Source organism: Gemella taiwanensis (assembly GCF_054054385.1).
Genome location: NZ_JBSMTL010000011.1, coordinates 1 through 15,081, shown reverse-complemented (window position 1 = coordinate 15,081; position 15,081 = coordinate 1). Strand labels below are relative to the sequence as shown.

The 15,081-nt window shown below is 32.3% G+C and carries 15 protein-coding genes; 9 read left to right on the top strand and 6 right to left on the bottom strand.

The annotated features are described in order from the left end of the window. Nucleotides 1-444: 444 nt before the first annotated feature. The 3 genes from ACWOA3_RS07345 to ACWOA3_RS07335 all read left to right on the top strand — a co-directional run bounded on the left by ACWOA3_RS07345 (nucleotide 445) and on the right by ACWOA3_RS07335 (nucleotide 3,998). On the top strand, nucleotides 445-1,323 hold the full coding sequence (locus ACWOA3_RS07345; RefSeq protein ID WP_003147455.1) for an N-acetylneuraminate lyase: 879 nt from the start codon (nucleotides 445-447) through the stop codon (nucleotides 1,321-1,323). A 127-nt stretch (nucleotides 1,324-1,450) separates the two neighbouring features. Beyond that, nucleotides 1,451-3,004 (top strand): sodium:solute symporter, encoded by a 1,554-nt coding sequence (locus ACWOA3_RS07340; protein ID WP_456885051.1) that lies wholly within the window; start codon nucleotides 1,451-1,453, stop codon nucleotides 3,002-3,004. Nucleotides 3,005-3,185: 181 nt separating this feature from the next. Beyond that, nucleotides 3,186-3,998, top strand: coding sequence for an acetylxylan esterase (locus ACWOA3_RS07335; RefSeq protein ID WP_456885049.1), 813 nt, complete (start codon nucleotides 3,186-3,188; stop codon nucleotides 3,996-3,998). Nucleotides 3,999-4,112: 114 nt separating this feature from the next. Here ACWOA3_RS07335 and ACWOA3_RS07330 read toward each other — a convergent pair whose 3' ends face one another. Next, nucleotides 4,113-4,691: a TlpA family protein disulfide reductase gene (locus ACWOA3_RS07330; protein ID WP_456885048.1), complete on the bottom strand. Its 579-nt coding sequence runs from the start codon at nucleotides 4,689-4,691 to the stop codon at nucleotides 4,113-4,115. A 29-nt stretch (nucleotides 4,692-4,720) separates the two neighbouring features. Then, nucleotides 4,721-5,449, bottom strand: a complete 729-nt coding sequence (locus ACWOA3_RS07325) for a cytochrome c biogenesis CcdA family protein (protein WP_456885046.1) — start codon at nucleotides 5,447-5,449, stop codon at nucleotides 4,721-4,723. Nucleotides 5,450-5,794: 345 nt separating this feature from the next. On the opposite strand from ACWOA3_RS07325, the gene ACWOA3_RS07320 reads away from it, so the two are divergent. Continuing rightward, the gene (locus tag ACWOA3_RS07320; protein ID WP_456885044.1) at nucleotides 5,795-6,871 is read left to right on the top strand and encodes a LysM peptidoglycan-binding domain-containing protein; all 1,077 of its coding nucleotides are present in this window, start codon (nucleotides 5,795-5,797) and stop codon (nucleotides 6,869-6,871) included. 152 nt (nucleotides 6,872-7,023) lie between these two features. Here ACWOA3_RS07320 and ACWOA3_RS07315 read toward each other — a convergent pair whose 3' ends face one another. Genes ACWOA3_RS07315 through ACWOA3_RS07300 form a run of 4 tightly spaced genes read right to left on the bottom strand, consistent with a single transcriptional unit; the run spans nucleotide 7,024 to nucleotide 8,351 of the window. Then, nucleotides 7,024-7,698, bottom strand: coding sequence for a CHAP domain-containing protein (locus ACWOA3_RS07315; RefSeq protein ID WP_003147461.1), 675 nt, complete (start codon nucleotides 7,696-7,698; stop codon nucleotides 7,024-7,026). Nucleotides 7,699-7,721: 23 nt separating this feature from the next. After that, on the bottom strand, nucleotides 7,722-7,883 hold the full coding sequence (locus ACWOA3_RS07310) for a YvrJ family protein (RefSeq protein ID WP_456885042.1): 162 nt from the start codon (nucleotides 7,881-7,883) through the stop codon (nucleotides 7,722-7,724). A gap of 40 nt (nucleotides 7,884-7,923) precedes the next feature. Continuing rightward, a complete protein-coding gene (locus ACWOA3_RS07305; RefSeq protein ID WP_456885041.1) occupies nucleotides 7,924-8,136 on the bottom strand; it encodes a DUF2922 domain-containing protein in 213 nt (70 codons plus the stop codon). Between the two features lie 20 nt (nucleotides 8,137-8,156). Continuing rightward, a complete protein-coding gene (locus ACWOA3_RS07300; protein WP_271965472.1) occupies nucleotides 8,157-8,351 on the bottom strand; it encodes a DUF1659 domain-containing protein in 195 nt (64 codons plus the stop codon). Nucleotides 8,352-8,568: 217 nt separating this feature from the next. Between ACWOA3_RS07300 and ACWOA3_RS07295 the strand changes: the two genes are divergently transcribed. From ACWOA3_RS07295 to ACWOA3_RS07275, 5 genes are all read left to right on the top strand, one after another. Continuing rightward, nucleotides 8,569-9,150 carry a hypothetical protein gene (locus ACWOA3_RS07295; protein WP_456885039.1) on the top strand — a complete coding sequence of 194 codons (582 nt, stop codon included), beginning with the start codon at nucleotides 8,569-8,571 and terminating at the stop codon, nucleotides 9,148-9,150. A 146-nt stretch (nucleotides 9,151-9,296) separates the two neighbouring features. Next, nucleotides 9,297-9,896: a sarcalumenin gene (locus ACWOA3_RS07290; protein WP_456885037.1), complete on the top strand. Its 600-nt coding sequence runs from the start codon at nucleotides 9,297-9,299 to the stop codon at nucleotides 9,894-9,896. Nucleotides 9,897-9,990: 94 nt separating this feature from the next. Next, entirely contained in the window at nucleotides 9,991-11,121 is a 1,131-nt protein-coding gene (locus tag ACWOA3_RS07285; protein ID WP_456885035.1) for a tRNA(Met) cytidine acetate ligase, read from the top strand. A 591-nt stretch (nucleotides 11,122-11,712) separates the two neighbouring features. Beyond that, nucleotides 11,713-13,275, top strand: a complete 1,563-nt coding sequence (locus tag ACWOA3_RS07280; RefSeq protein WP_456885033.1) for a sialic acid-binding adhesin — start codon at nucleotides 11,713-11,715, stop codon at nucleotides 13,273-13,275. A 173-nt stretch (nucleotides 13,276-13,448) separates the two neighbouring features. Continuing rightward, on the top strand, nucleotides 13,449-15,081 hold a 1,633-nt coding region (locus tag ACWOA3_RS07275; RefSeq protein WP_456885031.1), incomplete at its 3' end, for a DUF1542 domain-containing protein.

The window sequence follows — 15,081 nt, the reverse complement described above, 5'->3', positions numbered from 1 at the left end:
CTTAAATTAAAGTGACTGACCCAAAAGTCCTAAAAAAAATTTATATAAGAGTGCATAGATCTAGGAATTTACTGATATTTAAAGAAAGTTTTAATATCTAATAAACTTAGCGGAAGTGACTCGATAAATCTATTTCTTTGAAATTATGATTTTCGAGTCGCTCCTTTTTTGTATTTAAAAGTTTAATGTATTAAATAGATAATAGAAGGCTAGACAAATACTAGATAAATAATGTATAAAACAACTACACATTAATAATGATTGAATTATACTAGTCACAGCCTAAAAGTTAACAGATAAAAGGGTTTCAAAAAATATTATAATTTTGATTTTTTCTATTGACAAACGATAGAAAACGTTTTACAATATAAGTGTGTTAAAATTTAATGTGTTAAATAAATGCAAAAATTAAAATAATAAAAACAAATAACGGAGGTTATAACAATGAAAGATTTAAAAGGACTTTATTCAGCTTTACTTATTCCATTTGACGAAAATGGTGAGGTTAAAGAAGAGGGACTAAGACAGGTTATTGAACACAACATCAATGTAAGTAAAATTGATGGTCTATATGTTAACGGAAGTAGTGGGGAGAACTTCTTATTAAACACAGCTCAAAAGAAACAAATTTTTAAATTTGTAAAAGAAGTAGTTGGGGACAGAGTTAAGCTTATCGCTCAAGTTGGATCTTTAGATTTAAATGAAGCTGTAGAACTAGCTAAATACGCTACAGAATTAGGATACGACTCATTATCAGCAGTTACTCCATTCTACTACCCACTATCATTCAACGAAATCAAACACTACTACAAAACAATCATCGATGCAACTGACAATAGCATGATTCTTTACTACATTCCATTCTTAACAGGGGTTAAAATTAGTTTAGATCAATTCGCTGAATTACTAGAAGATGAAAAAGTTATCGGTGTTAAATACACTGCAGCAGACTTCTATCAATTAGAAAGATTCAGAAAACGTTTCCCTAACAAACTTATCTGGTCTGGATTTGATGAAATGTTAGTTCAAGCTGCTATTACTGGAGTAGATGGAGCTATCGGTTCTACATATAATGTTAACGGACAAAGAAGCCAAGAAATCTTCAGACTTGCTAAAGAAGGTAAAGTTGCAGAAGCTTATGAACTTCAACACGAAGCAAACGACGTAATTGAAAAAGTTCTTGAATTAGGATTATACCAAACACTTAAAGAAATTCTTAAAGTTAAAGGAATTGATGCAGGAACTTGTAAAAAACCTATGAAATCATTTGATCCAGCTAAATTAGCTGAAGTTGAAAAATTAGTTAAAGATTATAACCTATAATTTTTAAAAAAATAAGGGGTATATTAGGGATAAGGGACTGACTTGAAAAATCGATTTCTCTGAAATTACGATTTTTTGGGTCGCTCCCAAAAAATAAGAAGTAAATAAAAATTAGGAGGAGAGTACCATGGACAAAATAGGATTTGGTACACTGAATAGTATAGTTTTAGCAGTTTATCTAATAGCTATGCTAGGTATAGGGGTATATTTCACTAAAAAAGCAGGTGAAAGCACGGACGAATTCTTTAAAGCTGGTGGTAATATTCCATCTTGGGCAGTAGGATTCTCGATTTATGCAACAACATTATCAGCCATTACATTTATGGCGACACCGGAAAAAGCATTTAACGGTGACTGGACATATGCAGCAGGGAACTTTTCAATTATCGCGATTATACCGATATTAATTCACTACTATGTTCCATTCTTTAGAAAATTAAATGTAACGACAGCGTATGAATATTTAGAAGAACGTTTTAATCCTAGTGTACGTGTAGTAGGAAGTGTGTTATTCTCACTATTCCATATTGGACGTGTAGCTATCGTTATTTACTTACCAACAGTTGCGATTACATCAGTATCGACACTTAATCCATTCTTAGTGTGTGCAGTAATCGGGTTACTTTGTGTAGTTTACTCATTCTTAGGAGGGGTAGAAGGGGTTATCTGGACAGACGTTATCCAAGGTATTATTTTACTTGGAGGAGCTGTTTTAGTAATCATCTTAGGAGCTTACCACGTAGGCGGATTTGGACACATTACTCATGATGCTTTAGCAAATGGTAAAATTGTAACTGCTGAGAAATTTAATTGGTCATTAACTGCATCTACTATTCCAATCATCTTCATTGGATCAGTATTTAACAGTTTACAACAATATACAGCTTCTCAAGACGTAGTTCAACGTTATAGTACTACTGAATCAGTTAAAGAAACTAATAAATCACTTTGGACTAACGGATTATTAGCATTCATCTCTATTCCAATTTTCTATGGAATGGGAACAGTTCTTTACAGCTTCTACAAAGGTAGCCACGCTGTAACTAAATTACCAGACTTCATGAACGCTGAAGTAGTAGGTAAAGCAGCTAACACAACAGCTTTAGTACCTTACTTCATCTTAACAGCATTACCAGCTGGTATCGCTGGATTAGTTATCGCAGCTATCTTAGCAGCTGCTCAATCAACTATTGCATCAAGTTTAAACTCAATTTCTGCTTGTATCACAGTTGACATTAAACAACGTTTCTTCGGACTAAGTAAAGATGCTAAACAAGACGTTCTATTAGCTCGTGTTATCATTATTGTAGCAGGTGTACTTGGAACAATTGCAGCATTATACTTTGTTAACACTAACCAAAAAGAAACTTGGGATTTATTCCTTAAATATATCGGACTTCTAGGAGTGCCTTTAGCTGGTACATTTGCACTTGGTATCTTTACTAAACGTGCAAACGGAGCTGGAGCATTATTAGGATTATTAGTAGCAGGTGTTGTATGTTGGTATATCCAAGACTACACAACTTATGCTAAACAAAGTCCATTCATCTTCTCAGGATTCTCATTCTTAAGTGCATTAGTATTCGGATATATCTGTAGTTTCTTCTTTAAATCTACAAAAAATATCACTGGACTTACTATTCATACTAAAGATCAAGAATACGTAAAAGAAGCAAAATAATAAGCAAAGACCTTAAATATAATATAACAAACTTACGAAGAACAACCCTCGATGTAAAAGTCGGGGATTGTTCTTTTTATGATAGTTTATTGGAATCTTGAGACAATGAGTTAGGATACTGTCTTTCTAAATCTTGTTGAGGTATAATTGTATTGAAATATGGGGTTAGGAAGGTAAGAGAATGAAATTAGAGAGAGAACGAGAAGTAAATTATAATGTTAGTATTTTAAAAGATTATGCAGAGATGCAATTATTGTTGATTGAATTTGATGCTATAGATAATTCAAAAATCTATACCGAACTTGTTGTGAAAAAAGATAATAATAAAGGGATAATATTAGAAATTCCAGATTATGAGGAAGTGCCTAGTAGCGAGGTAAAGCTTATGAAATATTGTGTTTTAGGTTTTAGTTGTGGCTCGCTTCATGTGAGGGGAGATAGAGGAAGAAGTGAAAATAAGCAACCAGCTTCAATATATTTCCCATTTTTAAATAATAATAGTGAGGATGATTTATATTATAATTATGCTTATCAAGATGGGATAGATTTAGTGAATGTTCTTAAGAGGGAGTTTCCGGATTTGCAAGTGACGATTGTTGCTAAAGGTCAGGGGGCTGCTATTGGTATTGTCACAGCTGCTGTTGGTAAAAAAGTCCAAAATTTATTTATTTCTAATGTGCAAAATACAGATTTCAAATTTATTTTTGATAATAATCTTGATGTAGGAGTTTATGATGGTATTCGAGAATATAATCGTAATTATCCTGAAAAAGAGGACTACTTATTAGAAATGTTAGAAAAGATTGATGTGTTAAATTATGCAGAGGATGTTGAAGCGGAGATTTATTTTGGTTATTCGAGTTTAGATGATGAGCGAAATATTGTTATTTATAAAAAGTTAGCTAGTTTATTTAAACGAAAGAAAGTTACAGTTTTTGAGTATGAAGATTTAAATATTCATGAGAAACTAATTGAAGAGTGGATGATAAACTAGGATATGAACTAATAATGGATCTACATATAAAATAAAATCCGAATCTAATAGTTACACAATCGCAAGGGTTAGGCTTGAGATAGTTTGTAACGTAAATAGATTCGGATATTTTTATTATTTAAGTTTTTCTATTTCTTTAGTTAGTGATTCTTCAGTAACGCCCCCAGCAATTCTAGTTTCAAACGTACCATCACTATTGATTAAAATGTGAGTAGGGAATGAACGAATTGCGTAGTTTATGATGAATCGGTCTTTAACGTCGAAAAGAACAGGATAAGTTGCACCAAGTTCTTTTGCTTTTTTAAGAATTACATCCTTACTTTTATCTTGTGGAGTTTGGTTTTTAAATTCTGCATCATTAGGTGAAGTCATTGATAGAAAGACGATGTCTTTATTATCTTTATATTTTTGATAAACTTTTTCTAATTCTGGAATTTCTCTCATACAAGGTCCACACCAGCTTGCCCACATGTTAATATAGACTTTTTTACCTTTGAAATCACTAAGTTTTACAGTTTTTCCATCTTTATCCATTGCTGTAAAATCAAAAGCTTGAGTAGCTTTAGTTTCACTAGATGAAGATGTAGAAGTTTGTTTATTTGTCTCTTCTTTTTTTTCAGAAGCGCTCGAGCATGCGCTTAAAATAAGAGCACCACTTAGAAGAGTTGCGCTAAGTATTGTCAATTTTTTCATATTAATTTCCTCCAGTTGAAATCACAAGTTTAAGTAAAGTATCTAGTTAAAGTGATAAATGATCCACTTAGGATTAGGATACCTATTAAGATAAGTATGATTCCTGAGATAACTTGTGTATATTTTAGAATGTTTGTATGTTTTTTGAATAGTTCTAATAATTTTGAAGCGAAGAATGCTACAAGGATGAATGGTAAGATAAATCCTAAGCAATAAGCAAGGATTAGAAGAACACTCATTATTCCAGTGTGACTAGATGCATATAAGAAAACACTAGCTAAGATTGGTCCAATACATGGAGTCCAAGAGAAGCTAAAGGTGAATCCCATTAGAAAAGCAAGAATAGGTGTAGTTTTATTTCCTTTTCTCTTAACTTTATTTTTTATTGAAAATTCTTGTTTTAAAAATCCTATCTTGAAGACACCTAGTTGTAATAGCCCCATAAAAATAATTAAGACACCACTAACAATTTGTAAAGTTTTAATATTTTCGTTTAAGAAAATACTGATAAAACTAGTTGTAAAAGCTAGGATGAAGAAAGTTGAACAAATACCAAGTACGAATGAAAGTGTATTTGTAATAGTGTTACGTTTATTAAAAACTAGTTCTCCATGTTCATTCATTTCTTTTTTTCCAGCTAAAATACCGATATAAATAGGTAATATAGGTATTACGCAAGGAGAAAGAAAAGATAGTAGCCCTTCTAAAAAGACAAGGCCCATCTTTAAGACAGAACTAGCTGTATTAAAATCTGTCATAAAACCCCCTAAATATTAAATTTAAAATTACAGATTTACTATATTATAAAAACGTTTCAAATGCAATTAAATTGCTTGATAAAAGAATTAATATTACGATAATAATATAATGTAACAGGGAGTTATCGTTATTGTTACAAAACTGTTACAAGTATTGAAAAACCGATACATTCAACATATAATGGTATTACGTTGAAGTTATAAAGCAATCGAAGTGATTCGAAAGAAAATCTAGACGTTAGAAATTAGACATAAACATTAGAAATTAGAAAATAGAAATTTAAATAGAATTTAGTAAAAAATGAGTCGCTTGACTCGAACTTAATTTTAAGGAGATTAGAATAGATGAGTAAATTACAAAAATTAGTAGCCGCTACGGCAATCGTATCAACAGTAGGTGTTGGTTTATCACAAATCGCTGATGCAGATACATATACAGTAAAAAAAGGTGATACTCTTTGGGATATCGCAATCAACAACGGAACAACTGTTGATCAACTTATGCAAGACAACAACTTAACAAGTTCATTAATTTTCCCTGGGGATAAATTAACTTACAACACAACAGTAGCTCAAGTAGCTCAAGCTAAAGAAGAAGGTTACTACACAGTAGTATTAGGAGATACTTTAGGGAAAATTTCTAACAGATTCGGTGTTTCAGTAGACCAACTTGTTAAATTAAACAAACTTGAAAATCCTAACTTAATTTATGTTGGAACAGTATTAAAAGTAAGTGAAAACGCAGCTGCTAAAACTGAAGTTTCAGTACCAAAAGCAGAAGCAACAGTAGCAAAAGCAACTGTAGTAGAAAACACTGCAGAAAAAACTGTAGCTAAAGTAGACACAGTTCAAACTGTACCTGCAAAACCAGCAGCAGCTACTTCAAAAGTGGAAACTCCAGCAGTAGCGCCAAAAGCAGAAGTTAAAAAAGAAACTCCAGCAGTAGCGCCAAAAGCAGAGGTTAAAAAAGAAACTCCAGCGGTAGCGCCAAAAGCGGAAGTTAAAAAAGAAACTCCAGTAGCAACAGCAGCACCGACAGTAGCAGCAAAACCAGCAGCTCCAGCGGCAGCAGCAACTACTCAAGCGGCTTCTTCAAACAAAGGAGCAGCAATCTACCAAGCGGCATTAGCTCAATTAGGTAGATACCAAGACTGTACAATGCTAGTAACAAATGCTCTTAAAGCAGTAGGAATCAACTTCCACGACTGGCCAGCAGGATATATGAGCTTAGGAACTGTAGTTCCAGCATCACAAGCTCAACCTGGAGACTTAGTTTACTACGCAAATGGTGGATTAGGAGCAGCTCACATCGCAGTTTATGCAGGTAACGGTCAAGCAGTTCACGGTGGATGGTTAGGTAACCAAACAGCGCTTAACTCTGCAAACGTTGGTAGTGGAGCAGTATACATCCGCGTTAAATAATTAAAAGAAATATAATAAAAAGTGATTGGAATTTTCCAGTCGCTTTTTTATTTTATGAGAATTTATCGTTTGAATAGATATGTAAAATAATCGGACTGATGGAAAAAATCAGTCCGATTGAATTATATAGATTTAAATCAATCTATAAATAATTATTCAAATTTTCCCCAGCTACTAGTTCTTCTATTTCCATCATGGGTTCCTGTAGCTAAGTAATGTCGTTCTTTTGAGTAAGAAATGTAGCTGATCCAAACAAAACCTTCCTTGATTACGTAGCTATCATAATATACTCGTTCACCTTCGTAATATGTATTAACAATTTTCCCTAGTTTGCTTGGTTTAACTCTGACATTTATTGACGAAACTCCTACAGTAAAATAACCGTTTTCTGGGATTCTAGACCATTCTTCACTGGAATCGTAACTAGGTCTTATGAACCCAACTAGATAAGTATCATCACGACTCATGATACGAGCGATACCTCCACGTTCTGGGGTACCATCAACATTTTGTTCTACAGAGGTAATAGTACTACCATTTACCTCAATAACTATTCCTACATGTCCGTACTTATCCCAATCTCCCCAGTGCCAGATTGCTATGTCTCCAGGAGCTACTTCTACATCCCCTTTGTAATATCTTTTCCAACCAGGAGGTATAGAGTTAGTTAGATAATCTATAGCGTTGCCGTATATTTGAAAGTTTGCAAAGTTTTTTACGTAGGCCATAGTAAGATCGACGCATTGTGCACCATACATACCATCCATATCAATCCATTTATATACATTATCTTTAGCCCAATTTACCATTGTTTGTTGACTTGTCATAATATTTACTCCCTTTGTTTGTGTTATTTGTTGTCAATATCTAGATTTAATTTTGTTTCGATAATACGAGTAAGTTCATTTAAATTTTTTCCTATGTTTTGTAGAGTGTTGTCTAATTTTAATAAAAAGAATACCGCAACAAAAATAGGGAATCCTACAGTATTAATAAAATTTAATATATCCATAAAAAAAGGTGCGGAATTAACCGCACCTCCCTCCCTTCTATTATTGAAGTTCGCTTGCTTCACGTGTAACGTAAGTAGCTTTTTTAAAACCTGTTAGAGTATGTTTTTCGTTGTTAAATACTTTTGTATCAACAATTTTTTGAGCAACAGCCTCAACAGTAGCTTTACTTAAATTTTCTTTTGGATGTGATAAAGCGATGTGATAAGTTTTTTTATTTTCTGTATTGAAATAAATATTTAATTTTTTCTCCATAATGTGTTTTTCCTCCTAAATTATAGTGCTTCTTTTGTGTTGGTAGTAATAGTATCAATATTTTTATCGATAAGTTTTTTTAATTCTTCTCCAACCTCTTTTAAAATGTTGTCCTCAGTGTTTGGTGCAACCTCAAAGTTATAACTTTTAATAACTTGTTTTTGGTTTTTCTCTTCACCATAGTTTAAATGTAAAACTTTTTTTAATATACTCATTTTGAAATCTCCTTTGTTGTTTGTAATTTGTCTTTGGCCTCTGACATTATACTTACCGAAATAACTAGCTATAATTTGTCAAAAAAATTTTTTTCTATTGTTCAGTTTTAGTAAAAGTTTTAAGTACAATTTAATTTGAATAGAGTATAATAAAAAAGTAGTGGAAATATACTAGAAATAGTATTATAATATATTAGTAACGAAGGAGGGGAATATAATGAAAGATAATAGATTATTGAAAGTATTGTGGGGTATAGTATTAGCTATATTCTTATGTAGTGCGCTATTCATAGGGATAAGTTATTTCACTGGTGGAGATAGTTCGAGTAAGAAAAAGGATAATGATACTACAGATGTATCTTCATCAAAAACTAGAGACAAAGACGAGTCTAAGTCTAAGTCAAAAGAGAAAAGTGATGAGGAGAAATACAGAGAAAATAAAGATTCTAATGACGGAAATAACTCATCATCTTCAAACTCTTCTAAATCAGAAAGCAACAAGTCAAGTGATAATAACGGATCTGTAAGTAATAGACCAACTAACAACAGAAATACTGCTTCAAACAGTAATAATGCTACTACTAAGAAAGAAGAAGTAAATGCTGATAATAAAGAAGATAATAATAGTTCATCTTCTAGTAACACATCATCACAAGGAACATATGGGAGTTCTGCTGATGCTAAAAAATATGCTAATGAAGAAATATCTAGATTAGCAAAAGAAAATAAAAAACACTATAGTTATACTGTAGATAGAAATAACAAAGGTGAATTTGTTGTAAATATTAAAGAAGGTTAGAATTCAAATGCACAGTCTTTAGGAATACATTAGAGACTGTGCTTTTATTATGCATAAAAAAGAGAGAATAAATATCTGTTAATTTTAGCAAAATATTATAATAAGTGGTATAATATAGGGTAAGTATGAAAGAGGATATGAAAATTATGAAAAAAAATAAAATTATGATATATAGCATTTTATCATGTATTATTGCGATTATTATTTTTTTAACAATCAGTTATTTTGGTAAGGAGGAACCTGTTCAGAAAAAGGATTCATCACAAAGTGAAAAGAAACAAGAACAGGTGGAACAGACGAAAGACAATAAACATGATGAAGATAATAATCAATCTACAGAGGTAAAAAAAGAAGAAAACTCTGAAAAGAAAGATGCTGAATCTAATAATGACAAAAAAGAAGTTATACAAAATAAGGAAAAAACAATAATTAGAAATAGTGGTAATGAATCTCAAAAAAATGCTAAGATCCAAGATTATAATGGGAAAAAACTTTCGGATTTAGAAGGTGTTGGAACGACTGGTAAAGTCTTTAATTCTCAAAAGGAAGCTTTAGATTTTGGAAAACAAGAGGTTAAGAAGTTAACTGAAGGAGATAAAAAACCTAGACAATTTTCTATAAGTAAGGTAACAGCGAAAGATGGAAGTCTTGTAGGATGGACTGTAGATATATTTGAAGATAATAGTGTTGAGAAAATAGTGTCTAATCCAACAGAGGACACTGAGGAGAACAAAGATAAAGAATAAGAAAAGCGAGGAGATTACTTAGTATTTAAAAGCATTAAGTAAAAAACTCGCTATCTTTATATTTACACAAAAATAGTAAAAAAGAGGTGGAAAAATGAGAATTGGAATAGTTGCAGAATTTAATCCATTACATAGTGGACATAGATATTTAATAGAATGTGCAAGGAAAATAGCTGATGAAAATAATGGAGAAGTAATTTGTGTAATGAGTGAATTTTTTACCCAAAGAGGTGAAGTTGCGATAGTAGATGGATATATTCGTGCTAAGGAAGCTGTTAGGTGTGGTTGTGATCTAGTCCTTGCGCTACCTTATCTCGGAAGTGTCGCGTATGGTGACGACTTTGCTAAAAAGAGTATAGAGATATTGTCTGGTGCCGGGATAACTCATTTAATCTTTGGGACTGAAAATGAAGATGTAAGAATGTTTGAAGAAATTTACACAAAACAGCAAAATGAAAATGGAGAAGAATATAAGAAATTATTAAAAACAGGTCTTAACTACGCTAAAATCAATAGTGTATTATATGGATTGAAAAATAATAATCCGAATTTTAGTTTAGCGTATAGTTATTATAAAGCTATTAGAGAAGTGAATTTAGATATTAAACTGATTCCTGTAAAAAGAGAAGGTCAAGGGTTAAATAGTGGTGACGTTTCTGAACAAGTGCATCTTAGTGCGACGGCTATAAGGAATAATATAAATGATGAAAAGATAGAAAAATATCTTTCAAGAGAGATGCTTGCTGATTTGAGGAAAGAAAATATAGCATCTGAAGCAGAGTTATTCCCATATTTAAAATATAAAATTTTAACCTTAGGTAAAGTGGGAATCGAGAAAATTTATGATGTTAGCGAAGGATTAGAAAATAGAATTTATGAAGCGGTGCTTAAGGCAGAGAATTATAATGATTTAGTAAATTTAATAGCGACAAAAAGGTATAGTAATAAAAAAATTCAGAGGGTACTACTTCATATTCTAACAAATACTACAAAAGAAAATTACAAAAAATATTTTTCTACTAATAATTTTAGAGTACTAGCTGTAAAAAAGGATAAAGCAGCTATTATTAGAGAAATTAATAGAAATGGTAAAATTAATCTTCATCCACTTTTGAATAGCAAAAATAGTATGAACTTCGAACAAGATATTAAAGTAGCTAGAATATACGAATTTCTGTTCAGTAAGAAAGATATTTTTAGAGAAAATATACAAATAATATATTAATGATAAAGGGCTGACTCACAAAATCAATTTTGCCAAGTCAGTCCCTTTCTTGTTGTAGATAATAAAAGTCTAATTTATGTAAATTCTAAAAAAGTTAACGCTAGTTTACATATATACTTTAACTAAAATTTATGTAACTATATTATAATATTTTATATTGGACTAATTATGATCATTTTAACAAAACTATAATTGAAAAATATTTTTCAAATTATATGATTTATATAAACAAGTATAAAAGAAGTAAAAAAACATTAAATTTTAAAGAGAAAAGGATATTTTTCAAAGGTGATGAAAACTAATTTTTGTCATTATTTTTAAGTATTTTTGATAAAGTATATAAAGTGATAATGTTAATGATAATTTAGTTTGTTTATATCAGAAAATATATTTTGTAATTTAATATATATTGTACTATTTATGAGTGCCTATAATTTGAAAAAAGTTTTGGAACTTGATAAGATATTAGTTATAAAATAATGATTATAAAATAGGATAGTAATGCATATTTTTCTATGTTTTATTATTCATTAGAATAAAGAAAAAAGTTAGTTAAGTCGAAGCGATAAATTTTTAAGGAGGGATGCATCGGTGATAGGAAAAAATAATCAATATTTAAAGAAAACAAAAGAAGGAACGAAAGTAGAAACTTACTCGATCAAAAAATTCAAAATAGGTACTGCATCAGTAGTAATAGGTGCAAGTATCTTTTTTGGTGCTGGAGCAGTGGCACAAGCTAGTGAAGAAGTTTCAAAAAACACAACAACAAATAATTCAAAAAATGAAGGTGCGACATTAGGTGGAGCGATCTCTGAAAAAGTAGTTGGTAATTCAGTTGCCAAGGAAACAACAAAAGAGGAAGTAGCAGCAGGTGTAGCAGCAAAATTAGGAATAAAGGAAACTGAAAAAGTAGCTGAAAAAGATCTTGTAAAAACATTAGATAAAACACAACTATCAAGCTTTATTAGTGAAATCGAAGGAAAGATTTCAAGTGGGGCTTATGTGAACAAAACAGAAGAAAGTGTAGCTAATTTAGTAGCTGACTTAAATACAGCAAAAGTAACTTTGGAAAGTGCAAAAACACAAGAAGAACTAACTAAAACATATCAAAAGCTAGTGGTTTCTGTTAACTCGAAACTAAGAAATAAAACAGTTGAGAAAAAAGAAACTCCAGTAGTTGAGTCTACAACTTCAAAAGAAACTGCAGGTAATAAAGAAGAAAACACGGAGAAGAAAGTCGAGACTAACTCAATTGAAAACACAGGAGCAAAAGATCCTCGTAATGGAAAAGAAATAGCGAAGAATACTGCATTCCGTGCAGCTGTTAACCAAGATCCAAAGGTAGATTTCACATTCTCGATTCCAGATGAGAAGAAAATCTATATCTATAACGAAGAGCACTTTTCATTGGAGATTCCAGTTTATTCTGAAACAGGAAAGATCCGTTATGCAACGATTAAGAAAGGATCAAGACAAAGATTCCCTAATGTTGCAGGTACGGATAATGACTTAGATGTTGAATTTGGATTTACAGCTACGGTAATAAATCGTGAAGAAACAGCTGGTGTTACATCAAATGCGAGTCAAGCAAATCCTGCAAAAATCGTCATTACTGGTCGTCCAAATGACATACTAAAAAATATGCCGCAGTATACAAAACAAGAAAATCAAACATTAAACGTTGGTACTCGTTATGTACAGGTAGTTGATGATCAAGGAAGAGAGAATCTTAAAAAAGGTACGGATATAACAGATCCGGGATATTTCTACTTAGTATTAAAATCACAAGCGAAAAAGTATGCATTAAGATCTCAAGGTACGGATGAAAAGATTTCTGTAAGTAGTTTAACCAACCCAACAGCGGAAGATTTAAAGAAAATCAAAGATAGTATTCAATTAGAATATTCAACAACAAACGAAGATGCAAGGTTTGCTGATAAACGTGGAACTTTAGTAGAACACCCAGAGGATGTTATTCAATCTGTTAATATCGTTGGAAATAATATTGTTGTTACATTTACAGATGGTTCTACAAAGACAAAACCAGTAGGGGAAATTGTACAAAAAAATATTCCGCCAGTTGTTAATCTGCCATATTCAAACGAAGCGAACAGAAATATATATATATATATTCTGGAGAAGAGACAGATTTAACATTCACTGCAACGGATGAATCTAAGGTTAAAGATCTAAAACTTCGTGGTCCTGGTGATATTAACTATAATAATGCAACTAGTTTTGGTTTAGCAGTAGGAAATGTTGTTGATGGTGCAGTTACTAGTGGAGAGGGTTCTGTTTCTGAAGATAAGAAAACTGCTACGATTAAAATGACTGGAACTACTAACTTAAGAGATGGTAAAAAATGGACAAGTGTTATCGTTGCAAAAGACGACAACAACGGAGAAAGTGCACCTTTCAACGGAAGAATTAATGCAACTACTAATCCTGCAGAACGTCAAAAAATAGCGGGATATGTTGAATTTGTAGTAAAAAATCAAACATCGAAATACGATATTAAAGCACCTGAAGGTAAGGTAAGTGTAGTAGATCCTACGAATGTAACTGCAGAAGAATTTGAAAAAATTAAAGAAAAAGTAAAAATAGAATATTCTCAAACTAACGATGATGCAAATCTTACAAGTAAGAGAGGACAAGCTGTAGATAATCAAGCAACAAGAATTTCTACGATCACAAAAGATGCTAACGGAAATCTTGTTGTGACATATAAAGATGGTTCAACTGATACAAAATCTTTATCAGAGTATACAAGTTTAAATAAACAACCAGCTATTGATGCAGTTAATAAAGCTGCTGAAGATAAAATTGCAGAAATTAATAGGAATACAAACGCAACTGCAGAAGAAAAAGCAGCTGCAATCGAAAAAGTTAATGCCGATAAGACGAAAGCTTTAACAGCGATTAATGATAACTCGGTAACGACAAAAGCTGCATTAGATAATGCGAAAACATCAGGAACGACAGCGATTAGCAATGATAATCCTGTGGCAACGAAGAAAGATACAGCAAAAGCAGCTATCGATACAGCTTTAAGAGAGAAAGAAGCAGCAATTGATGCGAATAATGCCTTAACGACAGAAGAGAAGAATGCAGCAAAAGCAGATGCACAGGCAAAAGCGACTGCAGCGAAAACAGCTATCGCTAATGCAACGACAAATGCAGCTGTGGACTCAGCTAAAACATCAGGAACAACGAGTGTAGGGTCAGTAAACCCGACGGGGATAGCGAAACCAGTGGCTAAGAAAGCAATAGATGATGCACTTAAAGCGAAAGAAGCACAATTTGACGATCGTGCGGATTTAACAGACGAAGAAAAAACAGCGGCGAAAGCAGATGCGCAAGCAAGAGCAACTGCAGCGAAACAAGCAATCGACAATGCAACAACAAATGCAACTGTAGACAGAGAAAAAACATCAGGTGTTGCTGATGTTGAAAGTGTAAATCCACAAGCAAGTCAAAAGAAAAGTGATGCGAAAAATGCAGTTGATGAAGCATTAAAAGCAAAAGAAGCAGCTATAGACGCGAACAACGACTTGACTGATGAAGAAAAGACTGCGGCGAAAGCAGATGCGAAAGCAAAAGCTAATGCAGCAAAACAAGCGATCGATAACGCTACGACAAACGATGCAGTTACTCAAGCTAAAAACGATGGAGCAACAAGTGTAGATTCAGTAAACCCAACGGCACAAGCGAAGCCAGCGGCTAAGAAAGCAATAGACGATGCATTAGCTGAGAAGATCAAAGCAATCGAAGCAAATAACGATCTAACTGATGAAGAAAAAGCTAAAGCTAAACAAGATGCACAAGCTAAGGCAGATGCAGCAAAAGAAGCAATCAACAATGCGAGAACAAATGACGCAGTAACGCAAGCTAAGACAGATGGAACAACAGAAGTAAACAATGTAAATCCACAACCAGAAGCGAAGACAGCGGCTAAGAAAG